The organism is Acinetobacter sp. GXMZU3951 (assembly GCF_054457875.1).
The window spans coordinates 663,161-678,858 of the sequence record NZ_JBTLFO010000001.1 but is presented as its reverse complement, the minus strand read 5'-3'; the positions used below and the strand labels follow the sequence as shown (position 1 = coordinate 678,858).

The window sequence follows — 15,698 nt, the reverse complement described above, 5'->3', positions numbered from 1 at the left end:
TGTCAGTAGAATTAATCCACCCAATCGCAATGGACCCAGGTCTACGTTTTGCGATCCGTGAAGGTGGTCGTACAGTAGGTGCTGGTGTTGTTGCGAAAGTAACTGCATAATCACTCTATTGTGTGAAAAAAGCGCTCCTTTGGGGCGCTTTTTTTTGCTTCTATAATCCAGTAATTGTAGGTTTCATCAGTAACGCGCAATCTACTCTTTCTAAGACGTAGTGATAATTATCTTGGACAGCTTAAATAGCTGATGAGTATGGGATGGTCTGTAACATAGACTTGGTTACATATGGATTTATAAGTGATGTATGTGCCAATAACCAACTGTTTTAAGTGACATGTTGGCTATGGGTTTGGCCTAATTCGGCTATTTTATTCGGTCTGCCACATATGTAGAAAAGATTATTAACCAGATGTGGAAAGCTGCCTGCATTGTCTCGATTGTCGGCTAATTTGATCCAAGGCATCTGGGTTTTGAGTAAATTTTAAGGTGATCCTCTGCTCTATTTTTCCAGATAATCCGACCTAAGCCTTGAGCTGTTTCCAGTAGCGCATTGCACTTGAGCATACTTTTAGGTTTAGACCCTTTGAGTAAAGTGGGATATCCCTTGAGTTTAAGTGTAGGGGGAAAACGTCAATTGGTTGTGCACAAAATGTTTGGTGAGGTTTTATTCCTCTGAGCATAGTCTGGCTAAATAATGACATCCGTTCAGCTTTACGTCATAAAGCCTTGTGCTGCATTCCTCCCATCTTGGTATTCAAATCAATACGAAAATTGTCAAACAATTCCATCATTAAACTGTCCTTAACTGATACTTTCCTGACCCTATCTGCGCTTATCACTCTACCGCAAAACCGTAATATTAGAATCAAGAAAAACAAGCATAAATATGATCAGACCATGATGTCTGTAGGAGTCTCAGGATGAATGCTAAGGTAAAAATTACCAACCGTGCAGGAGCAAGTTTTCCGGTGCGTCGTATGAATTTTAATTTTGAACAAGTGCCTGAATATTGGATGAATGGCTCAGCAGGGCTCACACATTTTATGACGGCCTTGTCGGCACTTTTTCCAGCGGGTGAGCAGTTCTTTATTGATAGTGTGCGTGCGGTACGTTATCACCCAAGCATAAAAGAGAATGAAGCCTTACAAAAAGAAATTAGCGCGTTTATTGGGCAAGAGGCTATGCATACACAGGAACATGTCGGTTTCAATGCTGCGGCGCAAAAGTATGGGCATGATGTTGCGCGTTTAGAAAAACAGACCGGTCGTGTAATTCAGGGTTTTCGTAAGACTGCGGCAATGCTATTTAAGCCAGTGGGCGTTACTCAAGAAATGATTGATTTAATGGGAACAACTGCGCTAGAGCATTTTACCGCAACCATTGCATCACAGTTATTAGTAAATCAGCATATTCAAGCACTGATGACGGATGAAACCATGTCGACCATGTGGTATTGGCATGCGATTGAAGAAAATGAACATAAAGCTGTGGCTTATGATGTATTTGAAGGGGTATTTGGAACCGGGGTTAAGGCTTATCTGGCTCGTTGTGGTTCATTGATTACCGCCATGATGACTTTATTTGTGGTGCAAAGTTATTTTGTCTTCCGCTTATTAAAAGATGATCAACAATTGAATTTCAAAGCCCTCAAAGAGATTTATATCTATGGTTATAGCCCGTCTAAGGGGATTATTGCGGGTATGGGACGTGAAATGCTGGCCTATTTTAAACCGGGCTTTCATCCCAATGATTTAGATACGGTGAATTTATTAGCCAACTGGAAAGCAAAATTAGGCTTCTAGGCGGCACTTTATGCTCAACAGCCATAGGGATAGTAAAAATATCCCTATTTTACTTCGACTCTCACATAAAAATTTTTATAATGCCAGTTCATATAGATTAGTAAGATGAACGAGCATGATTCGTTTAATGCAGCAAGCCGATGTCAATGCGGTGGCACAAATTGAGAAATTGGTACAAAGCCACCCATGGAGTACGAAGCAATTTCAAGATGCAGTGGATAGCTATCAATGTACGGTGATTGAGCAAGCTGGGCAGGTGGTGGGTTTTTGTATTTTACAGCCAGTCTTGGACGAAGCCAATTTAATCTTGATGGCGATTCATCCCAATCAGCAGGGTAAAGGTTTGGGCTATCAGCTCTTGGAACAATCGATTACTTTACTAAAAAATCAGCCAGTGCAAATTTTCTTGGAAGTCCGCGAAAGTAATCAGGCGGCCATTGCCTTGTATGAAAAATCAGGCTTCCACCAAATTGATCTGCGTAAAAATTATTATCCATGCCCCAAGGGTGGACGCGAGCATGCCATTATTATGGTTAAAGCCTGCAGCGATGACTTTGCGCAACTGTTTAAGTAATCAATCGATAGAGTACAACGAACTCTATCTTATTGGTTATTTAATAATTGAATTGTTCCAGCCTGAGGGCAACGTGGTCATTAATGAGTTTCCCAACAGTTGAATTTCCTCTGCACTCAGTGAACGGTTGATACGACGCCATTGACCATCAAGCAAGACTTCTAAAGGGGTGTACTGCGACTTGTAATTCATTTTATTGGAATGTGGCACCCAATAGCCCAAATAGACATAATCTAAATCTTGTTGCTGTGCATATTCAATTTGTTTCATGATTGCAAATGCCCCTAAAGAGCGGCGGTTTTCGTCGGGCTCAAAAAAAGTATAGACCGCAGACAGACCGTCATCTAGTTGATCGCAGGTTGAAACACAGAGTAACTGATCTTCTTTCCATAGCTCGAGAAAGAAACTCTCGGTACAAGTATGAATCAGGAATTTTTCGAACTGATCATAGCTCGGCGGAAACATATCGCCATCGGCATGGCGAGCATGAATATAACGCTCATATAAGGTGTAGTGCACATCACTAGCATCTTTGGGTTGGGTAATTTTAACGGTTAAATCCTGATTGCGTTTCCATGCTTTTTTTTGCTTGCTGTTCATCTGGAAGTCTTGTACAGGAACACGGCAAGACAGACATTGGCGACATAAATGACATTCGGGACGATAGACAAAATCACCACTACGACGGAATCCGACCCGTGATAGTTCAGATAAAGTCACCACATCAATTCGATGTGCTGGATCTAGAAAAACCATCCGTGCTGATTTTTTTTCAAGATAGCTGCATTCATGTGGCGGTGTAATGTAGTACTGTAAATCATTTAACAGGGACTTCGGGTGATAAGAATTCATAAAGATCCCTCTATTGTTCTCATTCGATTAACTGCGAAGATAACGCTATTCTTTTACTTGAAAATACACCCTCTTGATACTTTTTCCAATCGATAGGGGGTTGTTTTATCATATCTTGTAACGAATTTAAGTACTCTTGTCGAGAAATCGTACAGGCACCTAGACTGAGTAAATGATCATTCACTAGCTGGCAGTCTACCCAAGCCAGTTTATTTTCTCTAGCGAGCAGCATGAGCGTGTAAAATGCCATCTTAGAGACATCGGTGCGCAGGCTAAACATGGATTCACCAAAGCAGCCTTGACCAATACTGACCCCATAGAGTCCCCCAACCAGCTGTTCTTGTTCCCAGACTTCTACACTATAGGCATAACCAGCGGAAAACAGGCTTAAATAGCCTTGAATAATGTCTTCTGAAATCCAAGTTTCATCGGCATAGCTACGGGGTAAGGCACAGGAGCGAATCACGGTTTCAAAGGCATGGTTGATGGTAATTTTGTAGTCATGCTTTTTCATGGTGCGCAGTAAGGATTTACTCGGATGATACTGCTCAGGTCGAATAATGCAGCGTGGTTCTGGGCACCACCAGCAAATCGGTTCATCAGCGGAAAACCATGGAAATAGACCATGGGTATAGGCCTCATATAAGGTGGAAGGGGAGAGGTCTGCACCGATACAAATCAGTCCGTGTCCTTCAGGATCAGCGGCAATCGGATCAGGAAATAAATATTCAGAAGGGGCTAAAGTTTGTGGCATGATGTTATTCGGAGTGTCATTCTTTGCTCTATCATACATAAAAAAACCGCCCAAATCGGGCGGTCTTTTTTGATGCAAAAGATTATGAACCGAGTGCATCTAAATATTTTTCAGCATCCAGTGCTGCCATACAGCCTGAACCTGCTGAAGTAATCGCTTGACGGTAGATACTGTCAGCCACGTCACCCGCTGCAAATACACCTGCAACCGATGTTGCTGTGGCATTGCCTGAAGTGCCACTTTGTACTTGAATATAACCATCACGTAAGTTCAATTGACCTTCAAACATGCCAGTATTCGGTTTGTGACCAATCGCAACGAATAAACCTTGAACGTCTACATCTTGAGTGCTTTCATCTATGGTTGATTTTAAACGTACAGAAGTTACGCCTGTATTGTCACCCAATACTTCATCCACTTGATTGTTCCAAAGAATGCTGATTTTGCCTTCTTTTTCTTTTTCAAATAAATGATCTTGAAGAATTTTTTCAGAGCGTAAGCTGTCACGACGGTGAACAAGAGTTACATGTGAAGCGATATTCGACAAATAAAGCGCTTCTTCTACGGCAGTATTGCCGCCACCGACCACCATGACTTTTTGGTTTTTATAGAAGAAACCATCACAGGTTGCGCAGGCACTCACACCTTGACCCATGAATTTCGCTTCAGACTCTAAACCTAAATACTGTGCAGTCGCGCCTGTTGCAATAATTAAGGCATCACAGGTGAACTCTTCCATATCACCTTTAAGGACAAATGGGCGAACACTGAGGTCGACTTCATTGATATGGTCATACACGATTTCTGTGCCAAAACGTTCTGCATGGGCTTGCATACGCTCCATCAGGGCTGGACCTGTTAAACCTTCAGGATCACCAGGCCAGTTATCCACTTCGGTGGTTGTGGTTAATTGACCACCCAATTGTAAACCAGCAATCAGGGTTGGTTTTAAATTGGCACGTGCCGCATACACTGCAGCGCTATAACCCGCAGGGCCAGAACCTAAAATAATTAATCGTGAGTGACGAACGCTCATCCGCGACATCCTTTTTTTCTTTCAAAATTTATGAAATTATACGTGAAAGTGTATAACAGTTGTGTGTGATCAATGTGGGTAATATTGATCATGCAAATCGATTTGAGCTATATAGAATTAAAGTTAACAACAAGCCCTCATAATCTTGCATCTTTTTTACGTGAACAGGTGCATAATATCAGGTTTTATTAAGAAACAAATTCAGGTTGTTTTCCAGAAAAACATGAATGAAAAAATGCCTACAGGACAGAGTATGACTGCGGTGTCGGGTGCTTATGCACAGCGCTTAATTTTGACATTATTTTTAGTCTCGTTTGGAATTTATCTGTTCCTTGCAACAGTCACTTATACGCCTTTTGATCCCGGTTGGATGCATATTTCCAGTGATACGCAACAGGTGTCAAATGCGAGTGGGGTTGCTGGAGCGTGGATTTCAGATTTATTGTTCGGATTTTTAGGCTGGGCAAGCTTACTCATCCCAATTTTTTTGTTTATTGAAGCTGTACAAGTCTGGTGGCCTCGCAGTTTTCTGAACCGACCTTTCCGCTATGCAGCGCAGTTTTTTATTTTGTTGGCATCAGCCACTTTATTATTCCTGTTTTGGGAAGTACCAGCAGATACTCTGACCAATGCATCAGGCGGTATTATTGGTTATGAGCTGGGACAAAGCTTAAGCCAATTACTGACAGTCTATGGTGCTGCATTTTTCTTGCTGGTATTTTGGCTGGTACTTTTCACTTTGGCTTTCGGGGTCAAGTGGAATAAAACTTGGCAAACTCTCCAAGCGACTCCGGCTTATTTACAAGATTTATTTTATAAAAATGTGCCTGAGAGCGAGTCTGATTTTGATCGAACAACGCCACAGGTTAAAAAACAGGTGGTGGCTGTTGCACCCGCAAAAGCCCTTGCCCAAGATGATGTGACTCCATCTACAGAAACTCAAGCTGCCGAGCAGCCATTTGTGGCCAGTGCAGCCGCAGAGCGTCTCTTTGATGATATGGTGCAGAAAGAAGCGAACACCACATCATCTACGCAGATAGATCTAGACGATGATGAAGAGTTTGAAAAAACCTTAGCCAAAGCACATCAATTAGAGCAGGACAGTCAGCGCAAGATCGCTTCAGGTGAAGTCTGGCGAGCGCTGAATACGAATAATGATCATCAGCATAAGCAAGATATTGAAGCCTTATTGAAAGCCGCTGAAGATGAAACCATTATACCAAAGCACGATTTTGGTTCAGTGGTGGCACGTCAGCAGCATGAAGAAGCTCAATTCGAGATGAGCTCAGTTCAAGCCAAAAATGGGTTGGATTGGGATGATGATGAGATCTTTGATGAGTTATTGGCTGCTGTTCCAAACGCAAAAACTGCGACGGATGTCCATACGCCATTTCAGCGTCCTGAGCTTCAAGTGTTGCAAAGCACTGAGTTTGCCACGCAAGCAGCGATGGAATCCGCAGCACTTGCAACGGTAGCCACAGCTGGTGCAGTGGGGGTCGCAGAGGGAGCGGTTAAGGCGCGCTTACTGAATGATGAGCTGAATCGTTTTCTGGATGATTTTGATGCCGAAGAGCAACAGGTCGCACGTGTAGTTGAGTCGCCTAGCAGCTCTTATGCGCAATCTTCAGCCTTTGTGCAAGCCCCTATTCAGCATACCACCCTTGAACCTTCGGTGCCGTCTACATCGCCAGAAAAAGTGGAATTGTCCAAAGAAGCCTTTATTGAGGCATGGCAAGAAACCGCAGGGAAACCACAAGACGAAGATGAAGAGTTTGATTTTGATGCACCATTGACGGATGCAGCGGGACGCCCAATGTCGCGTGCCATGCAAGTAGCGCAGAAACGCCGAGATTTATCAACTTTACCAAGTTTGGATTTACTGGATCGGGTCGATCCAAACAAGAAAGTCAATTTTACTGCAGAACAGTTGACACGCCTTTCAGAACTGCTGGAAATTAAACTGCAAGAGTTTAATGTTAAAGCCAAAGTGATTGAAGCCCAGCCAGGTCCTGTGGTAACACGCTTTGAACTAGATTTAGCACCGGGGGTAAAAGCATCCAAAGTTACCAATATTTCCAAAGATTTGGCACGCTCCATGTCGATGGCATCGGTACGTGTGGTCGAGGTGATTCCGGGCAAACCTTATATTGGTATTGAAATTCCGAATAGTGCACGTGAAATGGTGCGTCTGATTGAATTATTAGAAACACCCGCCTATCGAGACCCTGCGGGTTTATTGTCGATGGCAATGGGTAAAGATATTTCAGGCAACCCAGTGATTACCGATTTAGGTAAGGCACCGCATATGTTGGTGGCAGGCACCACGGGTTCAGGTAAATCGGTAGCCGTAAACTCGATGATTTTATCGATGCTGCTGAAATATACTCCTGATCAATTGCGTTTGATTTTAATTGACCCTAAGCAGTTGGAACTTGCGAACTATAATGACATTCCTCATTTACTTACACCAGTTGTCACTGACATGAAAGATGCGGTGAATGCATTGAATTGGTGTGTCAATGAAATGGAACGTCGTTATAAACTGATGTCTTTCCTTAAAATTCGTAAATTGGCCGATTATAACCGTAAGGTTGAAGAAGCGATTGCCAATGGTGAGGATTTGATTGATCCGACATGGAAGCCCAGTGATTCGGCTACGCAGGAACGTGCGCCACGCTTAACGCCATTACCTTCCATTGTGATTGTGGCGGATGAGTTTGCCGACATGATTATGCAGGTGGGCAAGAAAGCAGAGGAAATGATTACCCGTCTGGCACAAAAATCCCGTGCTGCAGGCATCCATTTGCTGCTGGCAACGCAGCGTCCATCGGTGGATGTGATCACAGGTCTAATTAAAGCCAATATTCCAACCCGTGTTGCTTTGCGTGTGAACAGTAAAATTGACTCCAGAACCATTTTGGATGCTGGTGGTGCTGAGGACATGCTGGGGCATGGTGATATGCTGTTTTTAGGACCCGGAAAAATTGAGCCTGAACGGGTGCATGGAGCGTTTATTTCGGATGACGAAGTGAACCGTATTTGTGATGCTTGGCGTGAACGTGGTGATCCTGATTATATTGATGAGATTTTGACGCCTTATGATGAAGAGCCGACTTCACGTGGTTTTGAAGAAGGGGATGCAGGCTCTGACCGTGATGCACTGTATGATCAGTGCGTGTCTTTTGTTTTAGAAACACGTAAAGCGTCAACATCATCCTTACAGCGCAAATTTAGTTTGGGATATAACCGTGCTGCACGGATTATTGATCAAATGGAAGAAAACGGTATTGTGAGTGCCATGGGAGCCAATGGTAAACGCGATATTCTGGTTTAAGCATTAGATATTAAAAAAACCTGCTGAATTAGCAGGTTTTTTTATTTGAAGTGAAGGCTTAATCGTAAAACATGGTTTGTGCCAACTCAATAAAAGCACGTGTTGCTGGACTGATGAGTTTATGGTTACGTACCGCCAAGCCAATCTCACGTTGGGTATTGGGCAGTAAGGGTCTTTTGACCACATTCGGATGCAAGGCGAGTAATTCAGGCGTCATGGCCATATCCGCCACAATCGAGATGCCTTCATGCTGATTCACCATATTCAGAATGGTCAATAATTGTGACAGTTGATACTGAATTTTGGGTTGGATTTCATATTGTTTCAGCAGTTTTTCAATATGCGTTTGGCTACCTGCTTTGGTCAGAATAAAAGGATAATGCTTGAGCTGATGGATATCGACTTGGCTCATGTGAGCAATCGGATAGGAATTCGGAATTAAGGCAATAAAAATATCTTTAATCAGCGGGAAGGTATCCAATTGATGATTGGGTAATACAGCAAAACCAACATCGACGTGTTGATCTAGAATCCATTGTGCGACCTCATCATCCGTGCCTTCTTCAACAAAAACTTCAATTTGCGGATAGGCTGTACGAAACGCTTGTAGCAGCTCAGGCAGTAAATGAATGGACGCGGATGCACCAAAAGAACCGATCCGAAGCGATCCTTGTTGTAGACCATGGGTGGCCGCAACTTGCTGTTGCATGACTTGCGCCGTATTTAAAATTTCCTGTGCATGGATACGCAGCTGCTGCCCAATCTCGGTGAGTATCACATTGTTCTGTTCACGACTAAACAGCTGCACCCGCCAAAAATGTTCCAGACTTTTGATGGCATGTGAAACGGCAGACTGAGAAATTCCCAGTTGTTTTGCCGCATTGCTAAAACTCTGGTGCTTTGCGACCAATAAGAAGATTTCAAGCTGGCTAAACGTCATTCGGGGTATGAGTAAATACTCATTTTATTATGAGGGAGAATAAGGATTATATTCTGTTTCGGAGTCGAGTCAAACAGGGCGCGATGAGAAGGCTGGAACTGTAAAATGAATATGATGTTGACGTTATTTCCATTGCTAAGTTTGATTGCGATGGGGTATGTCTTAAAGAGAAGCTGTTTTTTACAGGATGAATTTTGGGCGAATGCTGAAAAACTAAATTATTTTATTCTATTTCCCGCCTTATTATTTACCAATCTTGCCACCGTGCAGTTGGATGTGCTGTCGATTGCGCCCGTATTTTTCACACTCATGAGTGTGATTTTGATTGTCAGCACTGTGTTGTGGGGGCTAAAACAACTTCTAAATATTCCTGTGCGCCGTTTTGGTGTTTATATGCAAAGCCATATTCGCTTTAACACGTATATGGGGTTGTCCATCATGGGGTTTATGTTTGGTTCAGCAGGTATGCATTTATTTGCCATGATCATTGCAGTGGCAATTCCCTTGGTGAATATTATTTCTGTATGGTCATTTACTCAGCATGTAACTGGACAGCTCGGGCAGACCTGCGTGGCTATTTTAAAGAATCCCTTAATTACAGCATGCGTGCTCGGTCTGTTCTTTAATTACTCAGGTCTAGGCATGTGGGAGGGTATGGCACAATGGCTGAAACTATTGGCGAGTAGCAGTTTGCCTTTGGGGCTCATTTCAGTTGGGGCCGCCTTACAGTTTGCTCAGCTCAAACCCACTTTTTGGCCCGTGCTTGTCAACAGTGCCTCTCGTTTAGTTCTGGTGCCTTTACTGACTTATGCTATGGCAATGTTAGTCGGCTTAAGCCAACAGCATACTGCGGTATTAGTAGTCTTTTTTGCTTTGCCGACGGCATCGGCCTCGTATATTTTAACCCGCTTTTTTCAGGGCGATAGTCAGTTGATGGCCGCAATCATTAGCTTACAAACGCTTTTGTTTGCCGGTAGTTTTCCGCTTTTAATGTGGTTGTTGTTTTAAGCCCGTAAATAACGTCTTGAGCAGGCAAGATTCGAAATAAAAAAGCCTACACAAGGTAGGCTTTAAAGCTTAAGCAAATTTTGCCAAGACTTCTAAAAATTCATCACGTTGACGTGGGTATTCAGCAATCACATCATGAATACGCTGCCCTTGTGGATTGGTTGCATTGACATCACGGCCATCGGCAACAAATTGGGTTAACAAGCGTGCATAATCTGTTGGGCGCATGTGTTTAAATGCATGGTAAAGAACATGAAAGTCGGCATTAACTCCAGTCGGAGGAAGCTGATTTAAATAGGCAAAAACGCGCTCATCCGACCATTCTTCATTAAACGTTGCAGGCTGAGATAATGCCATCGCAAACTCCTTGGTATATTCTTTTCAAACTAAAAAGGCAAAATAGCTGATGCTATTTTGCCTTGAATCAATTTGCTTGACTAATCAGAATTCAGATTATCGCTCTTCAGGCAAATTGATATTCATTTCGAGCATTTCAATATTCGCTTCAGAGCGAACCGACATTTGGATATGCTGTTCATCGACTCCGCGAACATAGCGGTTGACCACTTGCATGATTTCTTTTTTCATCTGGTCAATTTTGTCTTGGCTTAAACGTTTTCCTAAACCTTGCTCAGAAGCAACGATGACTTTCAAACGGTCTTTCGCCATCTGCGCGCTTGAGGGTTTATCATCACTACTGAACAATTTACTCCAGAATCCTGCCATATTTACGCTCCAAATAATCGTGCTAACCAGCCTTTTGGTTTGACTGTGATGTGACGGTAAGGACGTTCTTCACCTAAGAAGCGCGCAACAAGGTCATCATAAGCTTGTCCAGCTTCTGCTTCTTGAAACAGAATGACCGGTTTACCTTCGTTTGATGCTTGTAAAACACTTTTACATTCAGGAACCACACCCAGAGTAGGCACGCGTAAAATGTCTTTAGAAATGTCATCAATGGTCAGCATTTCTTGTTTGTCAGCACGCTCAGGATTAAAACGAGTGATACACAAATGTTTGCGTATACGTCCTTCGTTCTGTTCTACTTTTTTAGTTTTACTGTCCAACATTCCAATAATGCGGTCTGAGTCACGCACTGATGAAATCTCAGGATTGGTGACAATAATCGCTTCATCGGCATGGTACATGGCTAAAATTGCGCCACGTTCGATTCCCGCTGGAGAGTCACAAATAATGTAATCGAATTCCTGAGATAATTCGTCCATTACACGAGCAACACCTTCATCGGTTAACGCATCTTTATCGCGCGTTTGCGATGCAGGCAAAATATATAAATTTTCAATATCTTTATCACGAATAAGTGCCTGTTGTAATCGTGCTTCGTTATTTAAAACATTCACAAAATCATAAACTACACGTCGTTCGCAGCCCATAATAAGGTCAAGGTTACGTAAACCTACGTCAAAATCGATAACAACAGTTTTGTGACCACGTAGGGCTAAACCTGTTGCAAAAGATGCACTGGTCGTAGTTTTGCCTACGCCACCTTTGCCTGATGTTACGACAACAATTTTCGCCACCGAATCCACTCCTGTTATGGTATATCCCCCCTTTAAATAGCGGGGTTTTGGTGTTTATTTATACATTAAAATTCAAGTGCTTTAAACTCAAGCTCTTGGTTTGCATTTAAATAAATATGTACGGGCTTCTTTACGACATGGGGTGGAATGTCATCGGCAACACAATATGTCCCCGCAATTGAAACCAATTCAGCTTCAAGCGAGTGACAGAAAATGCGAGCAGCACTGTTTCCACCTGCACCTGCGATTACTCTACCACGGGCACTGCCATAAATATGTATATTTCCTGAAGCAATCACTTCTGAACCGCTGTTAATTCCAGCATTGACGATAATATCGCCATGATCTTGGACCAAGCATTGACCTGTACGTAAGATTTCATCGTGATACGAGGTAATATGTCCAATATTGCGTGGAAATGGTGAAGTTTTGGGAGCATTCTCGGTTGCTTCAGGGGCTGGTACCACTGCTTCGACCACTTGTTCCTGTGTCGCTTTAATCCGTTGCATTGGTTTATTGTCAGCGGGTAGTACAGGAAATTGAATGGCACGGGCTTGATCACCCAATAGGCCGTCTATGACGGCCATTGGTTGTAAATCTAAGTCGAGCAAGAGCTGAATTAAGGCAATCAGCTCTTGTTCAACAGTACTGTCTAAAATTACCAGTGCACCATGCGTGCTGCTGTCTTGAAGTAAATGGGTCAGTTGCTGACGAATGGCATTATGGTCATTTGTGTCGAAGGTTAGTCTACTAAAGTTAACCATTCTACCGGTGATCCGAATATCAGCCATATTTTATCCTTAAGACTTCGAAGCTATTGGTTTTATGCCGAAGTGACGTTGTAAATAGAGCAAATCCTAGAACAAATTCCATGAATTCTCTAGCCAAGTTTGTAACTTTTTTATCTTAATGCCTATTCTTTAGCTTGATCGAGGGCTTCAAGGTCTTCTAACCACTGTTTTACTTTCACTTGCTTGCGAATGGCGTCCAAACTTTCATAGACCGCGGACTCAACCAACTGCTCCAGCGCCTGATTATCAATATTTAACTCACTGACTTTTTCAGCAATTAGTTTATAGGTGTGGTTGGGCTGTTCGGGGCTGCCAGACATCAGCGGATCCAAGATTCCATAGGTAATATTTTCTCCGAGACGTTGCCCGATACTTTGAATCTGGTGTTCAATCCGTCCCCCGACAATTGGAATTAAACGCAGTAACTGGGTTAACTCTGGCGTGTCTTCAATGGCTTGATTAACAATAGCCCCGATGTTTTGTGCAATCATGGTTTGTCGTTCTTTTAATTCCACAGCCAATGATTCTTGCAAAATTTCCGCCAGTGCTTGCGCGAATAAGGTGCGATGATGATCGACCAGATCATGAATAATTTTTTTATGGGTTGAGCTGGTATTTAACTCGTGTTTGACGCCATCAAGAACGGTAATGACCACGCGATCCGAGAGTTCTTCCATGATCACACGGTAATAGAATTTGGCTCTTTGTTGAATCGATTGCGGAATAACGTTATAGCCCAGTTCATGCAAACGGAACACAATAATTCCGGCCCGAAATAATCGTAGGAAACGGAGGTGCGGAATAATGGCCAGTACTTCATACCAATGGATAAAGGGGAAGAAAAACCAGCGGCGATGATGCCGATAAATCACGGCAATCACCCAACGGACTAGTAACTCTGTGATTAAAAATAAAATAAACCATGCTTCAGTGATAATGACCCACGGATGCAGATGTGTGCGGTACAAATTCAGTAGGTCATCTAAATGAATGGCGTTTAAAAACCAGCCGCCAATATTGCTCATCAAGAAGAAATTAGCCGCTAAGCAGAACAAGTTAAAAATAATCAGAAACACCATGAAGGTGTCATAGATCAAATAGAGTTTGAACGACCAACTCTGAGGATCGACACGATGATATTTCGATTTCGGGGGAGAACTGTTCTGCTTCATGGGCTTATATCTTCTCGGCTACAGGCTTCGCGTATTTGGCTTTCATTTCGCTGATGAGCTGATCTTTTTCTTTCCAGAGTTGATCAACCCAGTCTTGGAAGCGTTCACGATAGTTTTCATCTTCTTCATAGTTTCCTCCTAAAACCCAGTCTGGTATGTCAATTTTGCGTAAATTCACGGCAATATGACTGACCTCTCCAAGCCAAAAATCACTATATCCTGGTGCGCCATCAGGATAGACAATGGTCATATCCACCAACGCATCAATTTGATCCCCCAAAATATTCAGGGCGAGGGCTAACCCCCCCGCTTTGGGTTTCAGTAGATGCTGATAAGGTGAGTTTTGCTGTTTGTGCTTTTCTGGGGTAAAGCGTGTGCCTTCCAAATAATTCAGCAGGGTGAAGGGTTGGCTCAAAAGCTGTTGACAGGCTTTACGGGCTTCTTCCAGATCTCGAGATTTGAGTTCAGGATTTTTGGCAATTTCTTCTTTGCTATGACGCTTCATCATCGGGAAGCCTAAAATTTTGAAGGCTTGCCCAACAAAGGGAATAAAAATTAGTTCCCATTTGGTGAAAAAACGGGTTAAAGGCATACGGGTTAAACCAAAATATTGATTGACCGTCGTATCGACCCAGCTTTGATGGTTACAGGTCATTAAATAGCGACCTTGCATACTTAAATCTAAGTTTTCATCAATGCTGATCTCCCATTTTAAATGCGGTAAAACATGATCGATCAACCAGTTATTGACGCCTAACCAACTGTTGGTAATCTGAATATTGGTTTCGTCGACTTTGCGAGATGGTTTGAATAACTTGGTGAAACCTAGGGCTAAAACAGGTGGGCCATGAAAAAAAGTGCTGCCTGTCATAATTGAGCCAACAGTGAGTCCACGTGTGATTTTTTTTAGTATGGGTTGTTTGTTTGCTTGAGATGACATATAAAAATAATCCTAAGTTAAATGCGTCCATTCTCTCTGTGGAATATAGTTACAAATTCTGAAAATAAAACAAGCGTTGAGTTAAGTAAATGAATCTGCAAGATTGCTTAATCATGTAGAGATTGTGGTCTTTACGCATTTGAAATTGAAAATAATTATTACAAAATGTAACTACAACGGCTATTATTAACAAAAAATCAATGGTCTAAGTTAGTTTTTTCAGCGACCATTTCAGGCAACAACAAAACACACAAATGGAGGCATGTCATGCGTGCACTATTAATTTCATCAGCAGTAGCAGGGGCGTTGGTTCTTTCAGGTTGTCAATCTACTGGCACAGGTATGGAATATGACAAAGCAGCAATTGGTGCAGGTCTCGGTGCATTATTGGGTGCAGGTTTAGCCTATTCAAATGCAGACAAGGACAAAATGGGTCAAGCTGCTGCAATTGGTGCAGTTGTCGGTGGCGGTGCTGGTCTGTTACTCGACAAGAAAGAGAAGCGCTTGCGTGAAGAACTTGCGGGTACAGGTGTAGACGTTGACCGTAATCAAGACGGTTCAATTAACCTTGTGATGCCAAGTGTGACTTTTGCGACCAACTCTTACACCATTCAACCACGTTTCCAAACTGCGTTGAACGATGTAGCACGTGTGTTACGTGAAGATGGTACTGCGAACAAACTTGCACTGGTTATTCATGGTCATACCGACAACACTGGTACAGATGCGATTAATAATCCATTGTCACAAAACCGTGCCAACTCTGTAATGAGCTATTTATCTTCTCAAGGTATTTCTAGCTCACGCATGACTGCTCGTGGTTATGGTTCATCATCTCCAATTGCAAGTAATGATACTGCTGCGGGTCGTGAACAAAACCGTCGTGTAGAAATTACAGTATACGAAACAAAATAATTATTATTTTGTTTGCTTAGAAATCATTGAGTT

The 15,698-nt window shown here is 42.7% G+C and carries 16 protein-coding genes; 6 read left to right on the top strand and 10 right to left on the bottom strand.

The window, feature by feature from the left end:
• The 3 genes from ACX17N_RS03155 to rimI all read left to right on the top strand — a co-directional run.
• Positions 1-110 (top strand): EF-Tu C-terminal domain-related protein (locus ACX17N_RS03155; RefSeq protein ID WP_079275949.1); only part of this gene is annotated, 110 nt, incomplete at its 5' end.
• Between the two features lie 816 nt (positions 111-926).
• Positions 927-1,808, top strand: coding sequence for a metal-dependent hydrolase (locus ACX17N_RS03150; RefSeq protein ID WP_458891098.1), 882 nt, complete (start codon positions 927-929; stop codon positions 1,806-1,808).
• A 115-nt stretch (positions 1,809-1,923) separates the two neighbouring features.
• Complete coding sequence (gene rimI, locus ACX17N_RS03145) at positions 1,924-2,382, top strand: ribosomal protein S18-alanine N-acetyltransferase (RefSeq protein ID WP_458891097.1); 459 nt, start codon at positions 1,924-1,926, stop codon at positions 2,380-2,382.
• Positions 2,383-2,418: 36 nt separating this feature from the next.
• Here rimI and ACX17N_RS03140 read toward each other — a convergent pair whose 3' ends face one another.
• The 3 genes from ACX17N_RS03140 to trxB form a co-directional block, all read right to left on the bottom strand.
• Positions 2,419-3,234, bottom strand: coding sequence for an arginyltransferase (locus ACX17N_RS03140; protein ID WP_458891096.1), 816 nt, complete (start codon positions 3,232-3,234; stop codon positions 2,419-2,421).
• Positions 3,235-3,253: 19 nt separating this feature from the next.
• Positions 3,254-3,988 (bottom strand): leucyl/phenylalanyl-tRNA--protein transferase, encoded by a 735-nt coding sequence (gene aat, locus ACX17N_RS03135; RefSeq protein WP_458891131.1) that lies wholly within the window; start codon positions 3,986-3,988, stop codon positions 3,254-3,256.
• 82 nt (positions 3,989-4,070) lie between these two features.
• On the bottom strand, positions 4,071-5,024 hold the full coding sequence (trxB, locus tag ACX17N_RS03130) for a thioredoxin-disulfide reductase (RefSeq protein ID WP_458891095.1): 954 nt from the start codon (positions 5,022-5,024) through the stop codon (positions 4,071-4,073).
• A gap of 253 nt (positions 5,025-5,277) precedes the next feature.
• Here trxB and ACX17N_RS03125 point away from each other — a divergent pair, with 253 nt between their 5' ends.
• On the top strand, positions 5,278-8,358 hold the full coding sequence (locus ACX17N_RS03125; protein ID WP_458891130.1) for a DNA translocase FtsK: 3,081 nt from the start codon (positions 5,278-5,280) through the stop codon (positions 8,356-8,358).
• 58 nt (positions 8,359-8,416) lie between these two features.
• On the opposite strand, the gene ACX17N_RS03120 is transcribed toward ACX17N_RS03125, so the two are convergent.
• The gene (locus ACX17N_RS03120) at positions 8,417-9,298 is read right to left on the bottom strand and encodes a LysR family transcriptional regulator (protein WP_458891094.1); all 882 of its coding nucleotides are present in this window, start codon (positions 9,296-9,298) and stop codon (positions 8,417-8,419) included.
• Between the two features lie 105 nt (positions 9,299-9,403).
• On the opposite strand from ACX17N_RS03120, the gene ACX17N_RS03115 reads away from it, so the two are divergent.
• Positions 9,404-10,306 carry an AEC family transporter gene (locus ACX17N_RS03115; RefSeq protein WP_458891093.1) on the top strand — a complete coding sequence of 301 codons (903 nt, stop codon included), beginning with the start codon at positions 9,404-9,406 and terminating at the stop codon, positions 10,304-10,306.
• 69 nt (positions 10,307-10,375) lie between these two features.
• Here the strand turns inward: ACX17N_RS03115 and ACX17N_RS03110 are convergent, their stop codons facing one another.
• The 6 genes from ACX17N_RS03110 to ACX17N_RS03085 all read right to left on the bottom strand — a co-directional run bounded on the left by ACX17N_RS03110 (position 10,376) and on the right by ACX17N_RS03085 (position 14,750).
• On the bottom strand, positions 10,376-10,663 hold the full coding sequence (locus tag ACX17N_RS03110) for a PA4642 family protein (protein WP_458891092.1): 288 nt from the start codon (positions 10,661-10,663) through the stop codon (positions 10,376-10,378).
• 96 nt (positions 10,664-10,759) lie between these two features.
• Positions 10,760-11,032 (bottom strand): cell division topological specificity factor MinE, encoded by a 273-nt coding sequence (gene minE, locus ACX17N_RS03105; protein WP_100243031.1) that lies wholly within the window; start codon positions 11,030-11,032, stop codon positions 10,760-10,762.
• A gap of 2 nt (positions 11,033-11,034) precedes the next feature.
• A complete protein-coding gene (gene minD / locus ACX17N_RS03100) occupies positions 11,035-11,847 on the bottom strand; it encodes a septum site-determining protein MinD (RefSeq protein WP_458891091.1) in 813 nt (270 codons plus the stop codon).
• A 65-nt stretch (positions 11,848-11,912) separates the two neighbouring features.
• On the bottom strand, positions 11,913-12,638 hold the full coding sequence (gene minC / locus ACX17N_RS03095; protein ID WP_458891090.1) for a septum site-determining protein MinC: 726 nt from the start codon (positions 12,636-12,638) through the stop codon (positions 11,913-11,915).
• A gap of 122 nt (positions 12,639-12,760) precedes the next feature.
• Positions 12,761-13,810, bottom strand: coding sequence for a preprotein translocase subunit SecA (locus tag ACX17N_RS03090; protein ID WP_458891089.1), 1,050 nt, complete (start codon positions 13,808-13,810; stop codon positions 12,761-12,763).
• Between the two features lie 4 nt (positions 13,811-13,814).
• On the bottom strand, positions 13,815-14,750 hold the full coding sequence (locus ACX17N_RS03085; RefSeq protein ID WP_458891088.1) for an acyltransferase: 936 nt from the start codon (positions 14,748-14,750) through the stop codon (positions 13,815-13,817).
• Positions 14,751-15,017: 267 nt separating this feature from the next.
• Between ACX17N_RS03085 and ACX17N_RS03080 the strand changes: the two genes are divergently transcribed.
• Positions 15,018-15,665 carry an OmpA family protein gene (locus ACX17N_RS03080; RefSeq protein ID WP_458891087.1) on the top strand — a complete coding sequence of 216 codons (648 nt, stop codon included), beginning with the start codon at positions 15,018-15,020 and terminating at the stop codon, positions 15,663-15,665.
• Positions 15,666-15,698: the final 33 nt, after the last annotated feature.